Origin of the sequence: Sphingobacterium sp. SGG-5, assembly GCF_011043525.1 — a bacterium.
Lineage (GTDB): Bacteria > Bacteroidota > Bacteroidia > Sphingobacteriales > Sphingobacteriaceae > Sphingobacterium.
Genome location: NZ_JAAKGO010000004.1, coordinates 227,783 through 243,214 on the forward strand (window position 1 = coordinate 227,783; position 15,432 = coordinate 243,214).

Consider the following 15,432-nt stretch of genomic DNA (forward strand, 5'->3'; position numbering starts at 1 on the left):
TTTGAATAATGTGAACATTCTGCTTTCAGAATAACATAATTTTCTTCATCTTAGCCTATTATTTCATGAGTAAATATGGATGAAGCATTTAAAGAGGAGTTGTTAGATTTTGTTCAATCATCTCTAAAAGAGGATGTTGGAGACGGAGATCACACCTCATTATCCACACTACCTATCGATAAAAAAGGAGAAGCCAAACTGTTGGTCAAGGAAGATGGAATCATCGCCGGTGTAGAAGTTGCTTTACAAATTTTTAAATTTGTGGACCGTGATCTTGACGTGAAAATAAGCATTCAAGATGGGCAGGAAGTGAAGGTCGGAGATGTGGTGTTATTTGTCGAAGGAAGTATTCACAGTATATTGAAGGCCGAACGTTTAGTATTAAATGTGATGCAGCGTATGTCGGCCATCGCTACAAAGACGGCACAGTATGTCCGTAGGCTTGAAGGCACATCTACCCAAGTTTTGGATACACGCAAAACCACACCTTTATTACGTTTTTTGGAAAAAATGGCCGTACGGATAGGAGGCGGAGTCAATCATAGGTTTGGCCTCTATGATATGATTCTAATTAAGGATAATCACGTGGATTATGCCGGAGGGATAGCCGAAGCTGTGAAGCAAGCATTAACCTATAAGAGCGAAAAAGATATAACCATTCCCATTGAAGTAGAAGTGCGTGATTTCGAGGAGTTGAATGAATTATTGACTTGTGAAGGTGTAGATCGGGTGATGTTCGATAACTTTACACCGGAAGACGTTCTCAAAGCTGTCCAGCTGGTTGCTGGAAAAATGGTGACAGAGGCCTCCGGTGGTATTACTATAGATACGGTGAGAGATTACGCCCTTACAGGTGTAGACTATGTATCTATAGGGGCATTGACACATTCTATCTACAATATGGATTTAAGTTTAAAAGCTAAATTGGTGTAAGCATATAGTTTGATGATATCTATTTATTTAGTAGGCATAGTGATCTTGGCATATATGTTTGGCTCCATTCCAACAGCGGTGTGGTTTGGGCAGGCATTTTATGGGGTAGACGTCAGGGAGTACGGGAGTGGTAATGCCGGGGCCACCAATACATTCCGTGTTTTGGGCAAACGAGCGGGAGCGGTTGTCATGACTATCGACATTTTAAAAGGATGGACGGCAACAAACTTACCTCATTTATTGGATTCATCGCTTATCGGCGATTCACGATCTCCACATTTTGTTAACTTTCAACTCGCTTTAGGAGTCATTGCTGTTTTAGGACATTTGTTTCCTGTATTTGCCGGTTTTAGAGGTGGGAAAGGCGTAGCGACACTATTTGGAATGGTGCTGGCCATCCATTGGCCTGCAGCGTTATGTTGCGTCTCCGTATTTATATTATGTTTACTCATCACACATTACGTGTCTCTGAGTTCTATTCTTGCCGGTTTTACCTTTCCGGTTAGCTTAGCATTTGTCTTTCATACTTCCGTTTTATCTATTATGTTGTATGCTATTGCTATTTGCTCCTTGATATTGATTACCCATCAAAAAAATATCGAACGATTATTGAAGGGACATGAATCCAAAATATATTTATTCAGAAAAAAAGATAAAGATTAAACTTTTGGGCATTAGAATTGTACAAGTATTGGATGAGATCTTTTAAGGATAGAGGAATTTCAGATTTATACATTTGATATTATGAGAAAGTTTTTTAGTAAATATACAGCTTTAATCGTAGCAAGTGCAGTATTAGCCGGCTGTGCTACTTCAGCTATTACAGGACGAAAGTATTTGAAACTGGTCGATAGCCAAACGATTAACGATCAGGCTTCCCTAGCCTATAAAGAATTTTTAAGTGATGCCAGTACAAAGGTAGTTACGGGAACGGCGAATGCTACAGCGGTAAAACGTGTCGGTAATAATATCGCCGCCGCCACTATGCGGTACTTGCAGCAGAAGGGCGTCGCGGATCAGTTTGATTTTAACTGGGAATTTAATCTGGTACAGAGCGATGACATCAATGCTTGGTGTATGCCCGGTGGGAAAGTGGCTGTTTACACGGGTATTCTGCCGTTGACAGGAACGGATGCAGGACTGGCTACGGTCATGGGGCATGAAATAGCCCATGCTATAGAAGAACATTCTGTGGCCCAGATTTCTAATCAGATGGCCTTGCAGATGGGTGCTCAGGTCTTAGGGGCAGCCAGCCAGTTGACAAATAGTCAATGGGCCTCCATTTTTAACCAAGCCTACGGTATCGGAGCTCCTATAGGTATGCTTTCTTTCTCTCGGAATGATGAGTTGGCCGCTGATCGCGCTGGACTGATTATCATGGCCATGGCTGGATACGACCCGAATACCGCGATTACATTCTGGGAAAGAATGGCATCAGCAAAAGCGGATACCGGCGGTGCACCACCTGAATTTTTAAGCACGCACCCCAGTGATGCAAGGCGTATTACACAGCTACAAAAATATATCCCGGAAGCGATGAAATATTACACCGGAACGGCAGGTACAACATCGACAAGGAATATGAAGACGATACATATTAAGTAAGAAGAGGCTTACATAAGAAGACTTCCTCTTTCTTCGTCCTTTCGGACACTGATAGAGAGCGGAATACGTTCCTTTAGCTCTTCCACATGCGATATAATACCGACTATGCGGTTTTCGCGTTGAAGAGATAATAATGTCTCAAAAACTATATTAACAGATTCATTGTCCTGTGTGCCGAATCCTTCATCGATGAAGAAAAAGTTTTTGTCTGCCATAGCGTTGGATTGCACGCTTTCGGCTAAGGCTAATGCCAGACTAAGTGATACCTGGAACGCCTGACCGCCCGATAGGGTTTTCACGCTTCTGCTTCTACCTTCATTCAAGTAATCAATAATTTCGAAATCATTGTTCTCGTTCAGCGATAAACTGAGCTGGTTGCGCGTCATACGATGGAACCGAATGTTGGCTTGGTCGCAAAGCTGATGGAGGTAGATGGAGGACACGTATTCTACAAAGCCTGCACCTTTGAATAGTTTCGTCATTATTTTGAGATTGTCGGCCCGTTGCTGTAGCTTTTCCTGCGTGGCCAATAGCACCTTTTTCTCCTCGTATTGTTTACTTAAGCGCTCGATGTCGGATTTTAATCGAGCAACCTGTTCCGTAGAAGACTTGAGTTGGAGGGATAAGGCGGATACCTTATCTTCTAATGCTTCATACTGTTTTTCGTCAAATTGGATAGCGCCTAACTTTTGCTCTGAAGCTTGTATAGCAGCTTTCAGTGTTTCGAACTTAATCGTAAATTCTTCTAAGCGTCCTCTGGTTTTGGGAATATCCATTTGCTTTGCCAGGATCGATTGGATTTCCGTGATGTCACTATATCCTGTCAGCGCGAGTTGTGTGGAGATGGCTGTTGCTACTTCATCAGCTTGCGCTGTAAGCTCCTGAATACGTCTATGCGTGGCATTTACCTGAGCTTCTTGCGCGGCCAGGCGTGGCTTTAAGTTCTGGAAAATTTCGTTTGTCGCGTGATAGTTGTCCTCGATAGCCGTGATACTTTCCAGCAGTGCGCGGTATTTGTTTTGTATAGCTGTAGTATCATCATTCCGAAACGTGTCAAATTGTAGTATTTTCAGATGGGATTTATTGTTTTGTATCTGCGTTTCCTTTTGTGCTTCTTCGAGTTTGAGCTGCGCCAGAGCTTGATTGTATTTATCCCGGTTTTTTTGTTCCCTATCCAAGCTTGATCGAAGTTCAGCAAGTATTTGCTCTTTGTTCTGTAGGTCTTGTTCCAGTCGCAGACTTTCTTTCCTTTTGTTTTCGAAGGCTTCAAAATCTCCGGGATCAAAGCTATCCCACTTGAAAGTTTCCGTATGTGCCTTTAGCTTCGTTTCTATAGGGCTTATTTCCTTCTTCGTTCTGTCCAATTGGTTAAGAAAGATCTGTTGGCGTTCCGTAAGCTTCTGGATGATATTCCAGGTGTTATGCCTGTTTTTTGACTGATTCTCACAGTCCCGCAGTTCTTGTTCAAGAGTGGTCAATTCGATGGAAACATCTTTGTGCTCGGCGATATGCGGATGTTCCAGGGCACCACACAGCGGGCAGGCTTCGCCGTTCCGTAATGCGTGTGCATACTCCGCGAGTTGCTGTTGTACTTCCAGCTGTGTCTTTTTAGTTAGCAGGGCCTGCCGTTTTTCTTCGATTTGTTGGAGCTCCGCTTCCTTATCCACATCTATGTTGTTCGGATCGATACCCAATGTATGGAGCTCATCGTATATTTTTTGTAGCTCTTGGGTATCGGACTGTGCTTTTGACCGATGTTGTTCCAAGGCGTCTTGTAGCCTGTGGTTTTCCGAAAACCAGGTCGCGATCTCCATTAATGTACCGGCTTCGAGTTTTCGCTGTTTTAATGTCTGGATCTCTTGTGTTGTATCTTGGAGTGTTTGTGCGGTATTTCGGAGGATTGTTTCGACTTCCTTGACTTTTACTTCACCGTTTTTTGAGCGAAGGCGGTAATGCGCAATCTCCTCCATGTTTTGCTTGATCTGTACAATCAGTTCCAGATCATTAGTTTCTACCTTTTTATGTTCCAAAGACTCAAATTGGGGCTTCAGTTGTTTTAACTTCTCCTCCAATTCCGTGTATGTTTTATTTAAAGCGACAGCTTTATCTTGCTGCTGGATAAGTTCTTTCTCCTGTTTATCTCTTTCGTTGCCTATCCGGGTTTTGTCTGTCAGCGGAAGGTGAAATGAGCGGTGTGCGCTTTCGTATGTAGACAGTTTCTTTTGAAGGCTATCCATTTCTACTTTTTGTTCGGTCAGCAATGCAAATTCTTCTTTTTTGCTTTGGAGGCCTTCAAATTCTGCTTTGAGATTTTTGAGCAGCTGGAACTTATCGCTGACGGATTGAAACTCTTGTTCGATCGCTTTTAGCTGATTTTGATCCCGGCTTAGGTTTTGTTGTTCTTCCTGTATCTTGACTAAGGAGACTTCCTCGTAGGTCAGTAGACGACCGTTCAGCTGGTCTAACTGGGATTTATTTTCCGTATTCAGCTTGGCTACCTTATCCTGGAGATCAAAGCGATGCAGTCCGAATATCTCTTTCATCATGCGGGTACGTTCTGACGGCCCGAGCTCTATAAACTCCTTAAACTGTCCCTGTGGGATGATGATGGTGCGTTTGAAGTTGTCGTAGCTTAGCCCTATAATGCTTGTGGCATTCGTCAGTTCTAAGGGCATCCAGCTGTCTTCTTTGCATTCATAAAATATGACCGAAGCAGTTTTGACATCGTCGAAGTTTTTCGAATTTCGCCTGAATTCTCTGCTGGCGCGGAAGACCCTGTTTTCAAAATTGACGAAGTCGAACTCGATATAGGAACGGTTACACTTGAGGTTCATCATGTTATAATACCGTTTATCCCTTGCGTTGAGCCTTTCTGTTTCGCCATACAGCGCAAACATAATTGCCTCTAGTATAGAAGACTTACCCGAACCCACAGCGCCGAAGATACCGAATAACCCGGCCTCGACCAACTGTGTGAAATCAATAGTCTGGCGTTCCTGATAGGAGTACAGACCCTCTATGGTCAATCGGATAGGTATCATGCTTGATCGTTCAGTATTTCGTTAAATAAATTCATGATATCTTCATTGGGCTCAAGTTGATCGTTCTCTGCTTTGAAGTAGTCTTTAAATAGGCTGCGTATATCTTGATCCAGATTGATGCGCATACTTTTCGAAAGCTGTTCTTCGGTATTTTTCAGGACTGGAATGAGATGTATAATACCGTCGTGGGTTTTATACAGTTTATTGCGCTCTTCAGCCTTCAGGTACGTATCGAGCATTAAAGTGAGTTCAACGAGACTATAAGGATTTTCTTGTAGCCAGACCACGGCCTGCTCCACGTCCTGAAATGTTTTTCGGTGAAGCCTACGCCCTGCATCCAGTGCTATTTTTTCATACTGTACGGGTTGGTTGGGTTCAGCATCTATGCATACCAGATATTTGGTTTGCCCTGCTTCGCTAAAGCTATAGCTTAGTGGCGAGGAGCTATATACAATGGGTCGCTCGGGTGTACCCATATTAAGATGCCGATGAATATGTCCCAAGGCTGTATATTGTATCTGGGGAGGAATACTGTCCGTGTAGACTAAGTCAGCATTACCGATTTTAATCGGTTTTTCGCCATCTGGCTCCTCTAACAGAGCTGTTCCTCTTTTATTCATATAGAGGTGAGCTGCCATGATATTGACACCTTGGTCATCACAGTATCTGTCGGCAATCTCTTTCCATCGCTGGGCCAAGATGCTATTTAGCGCAGCGCCCTTATCTTCGCCTAAATACTGTTTGAGCCGGACTTCATTGGCATAAGGCGTATGCATAATCCGAATAGGATAAGGGAAATCACGGAGCTGTAATTCTACCATACCTTCGGCGGAACGGGATATCTGAAAGTTATCTAACGTTATTGGTGCGACGCGGGCTTGTGGATGTCCAATCAGAATAATGCCGCATTCTCTTGCTAAAGGATCGGGAGCGTCTATCAAGGCTGGCGAGTCGTGATTGCCGGAGATCGCAATCACAGGACGTTCGCCTCCTTTGCTGAGTCTTTTTAATGTTTTGTAAAACAGATCTATAGCTTCTGTGCCGGGATGGAATGTATCAAACAGGTCCCCTGCAATAAGGACAAGATCGACTTGATAGCGATCCGCTTTTTCGACAATTTCGTCCATGACGAGTATTTGTTCTTCTAGTCGTGAAAAGTTGTCCAATCGTTTGCCCAGATGCCAGTCTGCTGTATGAAGTATGCGCATAGCGATTTTTGTGTTTAAGACAAACTTAGATAAATGTTATGACGTTGTATGTATTTTCTGGTAGCTTTTAGGTGTATGGTTGAATTTCGCCGTAAATACCTTGGTAAAATAGGAGGGTGACGAAAACCCACTTTGATAGGCTACTTCTGAAATGTTAAGAGAGGACTTTAATAGATGGGTGGCTTTCTTTAACCGGATGTTTAAAATATAATCAGAGGGGCTCATCTGGAATATTTCATTGAATTTATTATACAGATTTACCCTAGATATATTCAATGCTTTTGCCAATTCACTGACGTTGAATTGACTGTTTGAGATATTTTGATCAATAATGTGGTTTGTTTTTTCGACGAATATACTGTGGTCAGTTCTCATTTTTGCATTTTCGATAAGAGAAAGGTCTTGTTCTGATAATTTTAAGTGCTTGTTGACCAGTTGTTTTCTATTCTTTTCGAGCGTTGTGACAGCGCTTTCAAGAATATCCAGCCCCTCACTTTTTAACAGATATAGGTCATAACGCTCTTTAAATGCCTGTTCCTTTTGTAGCTTGTTTTCATGCGTGGTGAACAAGATAAACAATGCCGTGGCATGATCGGAAGTGTTTTTTAGATATTTAATGAAATCATGGGAAGAGCTACTCATTATTTTAATTTCAGTAATGATAACAGCAAACTTGTATTCTTCTGTTTTCTTTCGGGCTATATCAAAGCTATTTGCGGTATAAACGTTATACAGATTTTGAAATTGTCTTTTTAATAGCGTATTCCATGTATGATCGTTGTCGATATAAAGTAGGTTTGGCCGACCGGATAAGAAGGTACAGTTTTCGTCTTCTTCGAGAAGCTCCGCTTTGTACTCGGCTTTTGGGTCATTTGTTTTCAGTGACTCGTTTTGGGAGAAAGATCCTTCATAGAAAATAATGTCAAACAGGATAAAGTTGTCCTTGAAGGTATAGTTTATTTTCCCTTGATGCTGTGTGATGACGTCCTGAAAGAAGGTGATGCCGACACCCAGTTGTAAGTCTTGCTCCAGTCTGGCACGTTCCAGTTCCCGAGAAGTAAAAGGACCTACGGTGACTTTCAACTTTACGCCTTTGTCCGGAATGATATGACTCAGCTTAAAATGAATAATGCCTTCCGGATGAGAAATATTCAGGAGGTATTCCATGTAGTTGTGCAAAGCCCTTTCCATCCATTTTTTGCTGACGACGAATTTATTCGAATTCAGGTTGTTGTCGACGGTTATTTTGATGTTTTTTTCATGGATAAGGCTGTTGAGCTGATAAATAATCTGATTGAATAATGCGGGAAGATCTGTACTTTCTTTCTCTATTACAATGTTATTATGGAGATCTTCCAAATTTCTGATGTCCATCATAACGTTGTTCAATCGGTGAGAAATGGTTTGGATAACATGGACCGCACGTGTACGGAGCATCGAGTGGTTATCGTCTTTTTTTTGTAAATCCTTGATGGCGGAGAACAATAATGAAATGGGATTGCTCAGACTATAGCTTAAATTTTTAAATAAATTTGTCCTTTCTTTTAGGTTATTATTCAGTTTGTTATTCAATAATCCGAGTTCTTCGTTTTGTAGCATAATTAACTTGTTGTTCTCTACAATCATTGACCTGGATTTTTTCAGGTTTCGCAGAATATAAAGGATAATGAGTATGGCGACTAAAGAAAAGATGAGTAACAGAAGGAATAAGTTAGATTTATACTTTTCAAATTTATTGATGTTTTTTAGCTCGGACAAGAGAACCTGTTGTTTGTCTATGTCTTCGTACTGCCCATTGAGTCTGTTTTCCAGATCATAGAGTAGTTGTACGTTTGTACTGTCAATGATCATGGTGCCAAGGTCTACATTTCTTTTGTGGTCTTTGTTATGCAGTATGTCGACAGCTGTCCGGATAGTTTCCTTTCCGCCGGTAGGGTAATGTAACGTGGCATAGAGGATGTGATTCATGACCAGATCGAGACCATTGCCCTTTCCAGGCAGTCCGTCTATGCCTATGACCTTTGGTTTTTGCACGAGCTGTAAGGAATCCAAGTATCGACTAGCCCGGTAGGCCATAGGATCGTTGAAACAAAACACAAATCCCGTATTTTCCAATGTCTGCTTGTCGACCTTTGCTAAAGCAAATTCAGCCGATTCAGGTAGCCAATTTCCTTGCAGCCTAAGGATAGGATTTTGCGTTTTATATGTGCGGAGGCCATCAAGCAATCCCTTTTCACGTTCTATTGAAGCTGAAGAATTCGTCAGACCTGTAATGTATATAATGTTGGTTTTCTGATGATTATATTTTGCTATCCCGTCTACAATCTTTTGTGCGGCTAACCTGCCGATGTGAAAGTTATCAGAGCCGACATAGGCATTATAATGTTCGGTCGAGGTCTTTCGGTCTACGACAATGACGGGTATACCTTGTCGATATGCCTTATCAACGATGGGAGATAAAGGCTCCGATTCGTTAGGGCTGACAATAAGTAGATCCACTTTCTTCTTTAGGATTTCTTCGATCTGACTGACCTGCTTGCTGCTGCTACCTTCCGCATCGTAGAATTTAAAATCAATGTAGGGATGGAAGGAGAGTTCCCTTTTCATTTCTATCAACATGTTTTTTCTCCAGGCATCGTTTTGAATACACTGCGAAAAGACTATGGTGAAATTTTGCTTCTCTTGTTTGTGGCAAGTAGATAAGAGGAGAACGATTGTCAGATAAGCGTACTTCATTTTTGTGATATTGTAAATACAAAATTACAAAATTGTTAATTATATAGTTTATTTCGTTTTTTAAACACATGATTTATAGCGTATTAATTTTGTTTCATTGAAATTATCAAAAGTTATATTTAAATGTCGAAAATTATCATTTTATAAGTAAGCAGTAGATATCTTTGAAACGTACGATTATAAACTGGTGTTCAATTATTGGCACAACTATATTTTTAACATAAGCAAATTATGAAAAGTAAAATTGGTTTCTGGACTTTTATTATTGCCCTAGGTGGATTCCTGTTCGGGTTTGACACAGCTGTTATATCCGGAGGAGAAAAGGATATACAGCATCTTTGGCAACTGTCTTCTTACGAGCATGGTCTAACGATGTCCATTGCGTTGATCGGGACGGTGTTTGGTGCGCTGATAGGGGGAGTGCCGTCGGATCGCTTGGGGAGAAAGAATACGCTTTATTTAGTTGCGTTGCTTTATCTGGTCTCTTCGTTAGCGACCGCTTTTGCACAATCTTGGGCCTTATTTATGGTGTTTCGGTTTTTAGGTGGTGTAGGTGTCGGTATATCCTCGGTTGTTGGACCTATTTATATTTCCGAACTAGCACCATCGCACAAACGAGGTAAATTGGTTGGTATGTTCCAGTTTAATATTGTTTTGGGTATCGTATGTGCTTATCTGAGCAATTACATGCTTGCTGGGATAGGCGAAGAGGCTTGGCGATGGATGTTGGGTATTATGGCAATACCGTCGACATTATTTTTGCTATTGATTAATTTTCTGCCTGAAAGCCCAAGATGGCTTTGGCTTGAGCGCAAAAATGAACAAAAAGTAAGGGATATATTAAAAGCGGTCAGTCCGGAGACTTTCGAACAGGATATGCTGCGCATAAAAACAGCTTCGTTAGGAAAAGAGGTAACTGCTGTGCCGCTTTTTCAAAAGAAATATTTCAAACCCATTATACTAGCCATGTTATTTGCCATGTTCAATCAATTAGCTGGTATCAATGCGATTATCTATTATGCACCCCGTGTTTTCGAATTGGCTGGTTTGGGGGCAGAAGGCTCTTTATTGTCCACGATCGGTATCGGTACGGTAAATTTTATTTTTACGCTATTGGCTATTAACGTAATCGATAAATATGGCCGGCGTACGTTGATGACGATAGGTAGTATAGGTTTGATTGTGTGTTTATTGTTGGTTGCTTGCTCATTTTTTGCACTCGAAGCTGGAGACGGTGGCGTATTGGCCAATGGAGTTGCTATCGTGATCTTTCTCATGTTTTTTATCGCATTCTTTGCGTTTTCGCAGGGAGCAGTAATCTGGGTGTTTATCTCAGAAATATTTCCGAATGAAATACGTGCCAAGGGACAAACTTTGGGAAGCCTGACCCATTGGGTATTGGCAGCGACTATTACGTTTGTATTTCCTGTGCTGACCGAACAGATCGGAGGGGGATATACGTTTCTGGTGTTTGCAGGTTTTATGGTTTTACAACTCGTATATGTGCTGAAAATGATGCCGGAAACAAAAGGCAAGAGTTTGGAAGCGATGGATACAGTTACTTCGATTGGATAATATAAATGGTAAACGAAAAGCAATATACAAAAGTTTTGTGCATAGGAGAATTGCTATGGGATATGATTCCTACCGGTAAGGCGGTAGGCGGAGCTCCATTCAACGTCGCGTATCACCTCAACAAACTGGGGGTGCATACGAAGATATTGACCCGTATCGGAAAAGATCGGGATGGGGTAGAGCTGCTGGATTTTCTGGGAGCACACGCTATTGACACGAGTATGGTGCAAGTGGATGAACAGCAGTCGACATCGAAAGTAGAGGTTTATTACGACGACACCCATGCTATCAAATACAATATTGTATATCCTACGGCTTGGGACTTTTTAGCGTCGCCCGATCCTTCTACGGGTTGGGCCGATACAGACTATTTGGTTTTTGGCAGCCTTATTTTCAGGCATTCAATCGCTAAGAAGGCTGTTTTGGACGTCTTGAAACGAAGTCAGGGAATTAAGATATTTGATATCAATCTGCGGGCACCCCATTTTTCGAAAGAAAGTGTTTTGGAGTTATTGGCGTATACAGATATATTGAAACTGAATGAAGATGAGTTGGCTCTCGTGAGTGAATGGTTGGGGACAGGTGACCAAACTATAAGTCTTCAGACGGATCATATTTTGGACACTTTTGGGATCAAGGAATTAGTACTCACGTTGGGAGAAAGAGGCGCGATGCATAAAAGCTTGGATAAGGGCGAAACTTATTTTTGTCAAGCTCAAAAGGTCGATGTCGTTGACACAATCGGTAGCGGAGATTCTTTTTTAGCGGCTTTTATTGCTTCACGGATAGAAGAGAGGCCGATTCGTGAAGCCTTACATATTGCTTCGGTATTGGCTGCATTTGTGACTTCGCGAAAAGGCGGATGTCCAGAATATACACGTACAGATTTGGATTATTTTGAATGGCACAACGGCGTGCTTTAAACTATTATCATGAAGAAAAAAAGTCATTTACTGCTATATTTGTTGTTGCCCACGCTTGTTGCATTTGGACAAAAAGAAGACGTAGAAAAATTCAGACCGCTGTATCATTTTACACCACAGCAAAATTGGATGAACGATCCCAATGGTTTAGTTTATCATCAGGGGCTGTATCACTTATTTTATCAGTATCATCCGTATAGCTCCAAATGGGGGCCTATGCATTGGGGGCATGCGATGAGTAAGGATTTGGTAGATTGGGAGCATCGCAATACTGCACTCTACCCAGATTCGTTAGGTACGATTTTTTCAGGCAGTGCCATTGTCGATAAGGACAATACCGCTGGTTTTGGTCCAGATGCGTTAATTGCTATTTATACCTCAAATCATGAAAGCCGCATAAACGGAAAGCGGAAAAGAACACAAACGCAAAGTATTGCCTATAGTCTCGATAATGGTGTCACTTGGACAAAATATGCTGGAAATCCAGTGTTGCCCAATCCGGGAAAAAGCGCGTTCAGAGATCCTAAGGTGATCTGGCATGACAATAGTGCCAAATGGGTTATGAGCCTCACAGCAGGAGACAGTATTGCATTTTACGGATCGAAAAATCTGAAGGATTGGGATAAACTCAGTGACTTTGGACGGGATTATGGTGCACATGGTGGAGTATGGGAATGTCCAGATCTATTCAAGATGGATTATAAGGGAAAAGAGGTCTGGGTATTGATCGTGAGCCTTAATCCGGGAGGGCCAAATGGAGGGAGCGCAACGCAATATTTTATTGGGGATTTTGATGGAAAGGTGTTTCAGGCTTATGATAAAGAGACCCGTTGGCTGGATTGGGGTACGGATAACTATGCAGGTGTGACGTGGAGTAATGTGGGTAACAGACATCTATTGATCGGTTGGATGAGTAATTGGCAATATGCGAACGTCGTGCCGACCGAGAAATGGAGAAGCACCATGACGACCGTTCGTGAGCTTTCGTTGTTCGAAGCGAATGGAAAGCTGTATCTTAAGAATTTTCCGATAGCGGGATATGATACGAAATTTAAACGACAGAATTTAAACTCTCCGGACACAAATGAGATCGATATTTCCGGGCTGGACAATGCGTTTAAAATCAGTATGAAAAATGTAGATCTCACCAAAGGTTTCAAATTTATTTTTGATAATAAGATGAACGAAATCCTTACTTTTCAGTATCACAAAAGCCATAATTATTTTGCAATAAATCGCGCAGAAACCGGGTTGATCGCATTTAATAATAATTTTCCGAAGAAAATGATTGCTGATAATATTATCGTAAAAGATAAGTGTGATATCGATATTTATATGGACAAAACCTCTATAGAAGTATTTGTGGACGGTGGGAAAATCGCGATGACAAGTTTGTTTTTCAATGAAAATGATTTTGATCACCTCACTATTGAGGGTAGTTATTCGGGCACAGCGATTTTATCGGTCTTAAGGAAATGAGGGATTTTTTTATTACAGAAAAAAATCCCTAACTTTCTGCACGAAAACCGTTTTTACTTTAATTAAATATTATTTGGGCATGCCATTTTCCAACGATTCGGATGAAAAGTTGTTCAGCGCGCTGAAGCAAGATGATGAGCGCGCACTGCAGGCTATCATTGCCCGGTATTGGGAAGGTATGTATAAAATGGCTACAAATACGCTGGATGACCTTTTATTGTGTGAAGACATCGTACAGGATATATTTATCAAGATATGGAATAATAGGACGACGCTTGATTTTAGCCATTCGCTTAGAGCCTATCTTTTTGCCAGTACCCGATATGAAATATACCGTCAGCTCAAGCGGCAATATCTGCAACAAAACCGTTTCGAACCGGAGGAGCTGACAGATATTGAGCGCTACAATCCCCATAATCTGTTGGAGTATAAAGAATTGTTACGTCATGTAGAGGATATCGTTGATACATTGCCGGCTCGCTGTCGTGAGGTATATCTTCTTAGCCGTGAACAGCATTTGGCTCATAAAGATATCGCCGAAAGGCTTAACCTGTCTACAAAAACGGTTGAAAATCAGTTGACTATTGCATTGCGCCGTATCCGTAATGGCATAGGTAAAGTCTTATTCTTACTTTTTTTCTAAATATTTCACTTTTGCTTTGGGGGGTAGGGAGCATCATAGACTCTCCTCTATATAAACAGCATATCAAGTGGAAAGAAAACCCATACGGCATTACATTGAAAAAATTTTCCTGAATAAGCAAACAAAGGAAGAAGAAGATCTGGTCGATCAGCACTTTCTCGAGTCTTTTGATTCGGAGAGATGGGATGAAAATAAATGGGGCTTTAGGGAGGAAACCGAACGTAGGATTATGCGAGGTGTCTATAGGGATGTCCATCGTTCAAAGGTATATTTCTTGAAGCAAATATGGCTATATGCGGCTGCCGTTGCTGCAGTGATCTTGTTGTCGCTATGGCTGTGGCAGTACCCCAATGATGGAGGCCAGCGTCAGGTCAAGCGTACAGCTTATCTAAGTCCCGGAAAAGATATCGCCTTATTAGAGTTAGGGGATGGAACTCAGCTCGATTTAAACAATCTCAAAGAGGGTGAAAAGTATGAAAAGTCGGGATTTGTAGTTTTGAAGAATCAGAACGGAGATCTGGAATATACCTATGAAAACACGGAGAACACTTTTCAAAGCAAAAAAAACACACTCAAAACACCCGTTGGCGGCCGATATAGTATCGTGTTGGCGGACGGTACCAAAGTGTGGCTGAATGCAGGCAGCAGCCTTGTTTTCCCTTCTAATTTTGCCACGGACCAACGGATGGTCGAAGCTTCAGGAGAGGTGTATTTTGAAGTTGCTAAAGATAAAGCGAGACCCTTTATTGTCCGTTCGAAGGGATTTGATGTACGGGTGCTGGGTACGGTCTTCAATTTATCGGCTTATGAAGATAAATGGGCGAAAGAACCTTCCGTAGCACTTGTTGAGGGCTCTGTAGAGATTATAGTCGGCCATGTAAAATCCATGCTTAAACCCGGCCACAAGGCAGTCGTTGGTTCTGAAGGCGTGACGGTTAAAACCTTTGATGTTGAATCTGAAATTGCATGGAAAGATAATTATTTCATTTTCAAGAATCGGAATATCAAGGACATAATGGGGAGGATAGCACGTTGGTACGATGCAGAGATCATATACGCAGGTGATGGCTGGGACCAAAAGAACTACACCGTGAAGATGTCGAGACATCAGAATATCGAGGAAGTGTTATCCATCCTTGAACTCACCAAATCTGTTAAATTTAAAATGGAAGAAAGGAGGATTACAGTTTACAATATATCGAAATAGTGAAAAAAGCAAAAAGTCAGGATGCTGGCACATCCTGACAGGAAAAAGCTTAGAAATAAACATATTCTTAAAACTTTTAATA

The 15,432-nt window shown here is 41.6% G+C and carries 11 protein-coding genes; 8 read left to right on the forward strand and 3 right to left on the reverse strand.

From position 1 onward, the window contains the following. Window positions 1–75: 75 nt before the first annotated feature. The 3 genes from nadC to G5B30_RS07525 all read left to right on the forward strand — a co-directional run bounded on the left by nadC (window position 76) and on the right by G5B30_RS07525 (window position 2,538). Complete coding sequence (gene nadC / locus G5B30_RS07515; RefSeq protein WP_165319355.1) at window positions 76–933, forward strand: carboxylating nicotinate-nucleotide diphosphorylase; 858 nt, start codon at window positions 76–78, stop codon at window positions 931–933. Window positions 934–945: 12 nt separating this feature from the next. Beyond that, a complete protein-coding gene (plsY, locus tag G5B30_RS07520; protein WP_165319356.1) occupies window positions 946–1,596 on the forward strand; it encodes a glycerol-3-phosphate 1-O-acyltransferase PlsY in 651 nt (216 codons plus the stop codon). 81 nt (window positions 1,597–1,677) lie between these two features. Further along, entirely contained in the window at window positions 1,678–2,538 is an 861-nt protein-coding gene (locus G5B30_RS07525) for a M48 family metallopeptidase (RefSeq protein WP_165319357.1), read from the forward strand. A gap of 8 nt (window positions 2,539–2,546) precedes the next feature. Here the strand turns inward: G5B30_RS07525 and G5B30_RS07530 are convergent, their stop codons facing one another. Genes G5B30_RS07530 through G5B30_RS07540 form a run of 3 tightly spaced genes read right to left on the reverse strand, consistent with a single transcriptional unit; the run spans window position 2,547 to window position 9,523 of the window. Then, entirely contained in the window at window positions 2,547–5,579 is a 3,033-nt protein-coding gene (locus G5B30_RS07530; RefSeq protein ID WP_165319358.1) for an AAA family ATPase, read from the reverse strand. Beyond that, window positions 5,576–6,787, reverse strand: a complete 1,212-nt coding sequence (locus G5B30_RS07535; protein WP_165319359.1) for an exonuclease SbcCD subunit D — start codon at window positions 6,785–6,787, stop codon at window positions 5,576–5,578. Before G5B30_RS07535 ends, G5B30_RS07530 begins: the two co-directional genes overlap by 4 nt. A 36-nt stretch (window positions 6,788–6,823) precedes the next feature. Then, window positions 6,824–9,523 carry a substrate-binding domain-containing protein gene (locus G5B30_RS07540; protein WP_262886588.1) on the reverse strand — a complete coding sequence of 900 codons (2,700 nt, stop codon included), beginning with the start codon at window positions 9,521–9,523 and terminating at the stop codon, window positions 6,824–6,826. 231 nt (window positions 9,524–9,754) lie between these two features. On the opposite strand from G5B30_RS07540, the gene G5B30_RS07545 reads away from it, so the two are divergent. The 5 genes from G5B30_RS07545 to G5B30_RS07565 all read left to right on the forward strand — a co-directional run bounded on the left by G5B30_RS07545 (window position 9,755) and on the right by G5B30_RS07565 (window position 15,350). Next, a complete protein-coding gene (locus G5B30_RS07545) occupies window positions 9,755–11,098 on the forward strand; it encodes a sugar porter family MFS transporter (RefSeq protein WP_165319361.1) in 1,344 nt (447 codons plus the stop codon). A gap of 5 nt (window positions 11,099–11,103) precedes the next feature. Beyond that, window positions 11,104–12,021 (forward strand): carbohydrate kinase family protein, encoded by a 918-nt coding sequence (locus tag G5B30_RS07550; protein ID WP_165319362.1) that lies wholly within the window; start codon window positions 11,104–11,106, stop codon window positions 12,019–12,021. A gap of 9 nt (window positions 12,022–12,030) precedes the next feature. Next, window positions 12,031–13,500, forward strand: coding sequence for a glycoside hydrolase family 32 protein (locus tag G5B30_RS07555; RefSeq protein WP_165319363.1), 1,470 nt, complete (start codon window positions 12,031–12,033; stop codon window positions 13,498–13,500). 79 nt (window positions 13,501–13,579) lie between these two features. Continuing rightward, window positions 13,580–14,143: an RNA polymerase sigma-70 factor gene (locus G5B30_RS07560; protein WP_165319364.1), complete on the forward strand. Its 564-nt coding sequence runs from the start codon at window positions 13,580–13,582 to the stop codon at window positions 14,141–14,143. A 67-nt stretch (window positions 14,144–14,210) separates the two neighbouring features. After that, window positions 14,211–15,350 carry a FecR family protein gene (locus tag G5B30_RS07565; protein ID WP_165319365.1) on the forward strand — a complete coding sequence of 380 codons (1,140 nt, stop codon included), beginning with the start codon at window positions 14,211–14,213 and terminating at the stop codon, window positions 15,348–15,350. The last annotated feature ends 82 nt before the right edge of the window (window positions 15,351–15,432 follow it).